The organism is Rhodospira trueperi (assembly GCF_900101965.1).
GTDB classification, from domain to species: domain Bacteria; phylum Pseudomonadota; class Alphaproteobacteria; order Rhodospirillales; family Rhodospirillaceae; genus Rhodospira; species Rhodospira trueperi.
In genome coordinates, this window is sequence record NZ_FNAP01000039.1 from 1 (window position 1) to 1535 (window position 1535).

The 1535-nt window shown below is 66.6% G+C and carries 1 protein-coding gene; it reads right to left on the reverse strand.

All coding sequences use genetic code 11. The annotated features are described in order from the left end of the window. Nucleotides 1-13: 13 nt before the first annotated feature. Nucleotides 14-1535: autotransporter family protein (locus BLS85_RS18415; protein ID WP_176793910.1), on the reverse strand; the 1522-nt coding region annotated here is incomplete at its 5' end.

Here is a 1535-nt window from a genome sequence, read left to right on the forward strand (position 1 = left end):
GTCGAGATGAGGGCTAGAACCGCCCCACGAGCCTGAGGCTGCCGCCGTGGTCGTGGGATCCCGAGGCGTGGTTGCCTGAATACGACACGCTCATCTCCGACTGAGCCCCAAGGGCCACCGTCAATCCCAGGTTCGCGACCAGGGAGTCTCTGGCGAAGTCCACGCCTTCCACGGCAAAATCGTCGCCGCCGGACAGGTGAAGATCGGCGGTCGGCGCGCCGCTGCCGTACAGGTGGCGCCAGCCGAGGCGTCCGTTGACCGTCACGTCCAGGCCCCCAACGTCGAACGATGTTTCGCCCGCCACGCCCAGGGTGGAAAAGCCGCGAACCTCGACATCGCCATCCGAGGACAAGGCCGCATCGCCGCCGTCCTCGGAGAACCCGTCCGTCCGCAAGACCGCCATGGCCACAGTGCCGAAGGGTTCGATGGCGCCGCGACCCATGGGGATCCTCTGACCCAACTCAACGAAGGTCTGACCCAGATCGGCGCCCCGATCTGCGGTCAGGGTTTCGGAAAACCCGGTGAACCGGACGGCGCGCTCGGTGTCCAGGGCGATCCGGGAATACGTCGCCCCCATGCGAAGCGACAGGCCGTCCCATCCTTTTCCACCATAAACGCCGACATGGAACAGGTCGGCGTCGCCGGAGGACGCCCGGTCGTCAACGTCGAACGCGGTGTGGCCGTACCCCAGCATCGCGCCACCCCACCAACCGTCCCCAAGGGGGATGTCCACTCCGGCCAGGATGCCCCCGGTCTTGCTGTCGATGCCCGCGACGCCACCCGCGCCGCTGCGCTGTCCCCAGGCACCGTATCCCTGCGCCCAGACGCCGGTGTCCGGGCGACCGGCGGGGCCGCCGTCCAGAGGGCCGGCCCCGAGAGATGGTCCGCGCTGGCGGTTTAGGGCGGCGTCCCGAAGCAGGCCGCCGTCTTCCATGAGCAGGGTTGCCGCTGTCGCGTGAACCTCTCCGGACAGGGCGTCGTAAGCGGCCCGTGCCTGCTCGCCCGTTTCCAGGACGATGACGGCCGCATAGACCGGGGAGCTGGGGTCTATCGTTTCCAGGCCTTCGGCGGCGACCCTTTGATTGCGGGTGTGGGCCAGAGATGAAAAATCCGTGTTGTTGCGCGTCATGACCAGGATAAGGTCGGTGGCGCCATACCTCAGGGACGGATCAAGGAAGGCGAAGGAATCGGTGACGGTGTCGAAGGTTCCCACGATGCCGCCGTCGGCCGACACGATTGTATACTCTGTCTCGTAGCCATACGGGGTTCCACTGGCGGTGCCGTCTTCCGGTTTTATGCGCAGGCTGGCGCCGCTCTGGATCGTCACGGCGCCGCTGGCATCCAGAAGATCCGCGTTGCCGTCGGCGTCCACCTCGACTTCCAGAGTGGACCCGTTGGACAAGGTGACGTCCCCGTTGACCGTCATGGTTCCAATGGAATTGCCCGGCGCCAGGACGCTGCCAGAGGGCACCGTGAAGCCGAACGGAATGGTGTTGCCGCCAAGGGTTCCGGACTGGAAGGTCAGGGACCCCAGG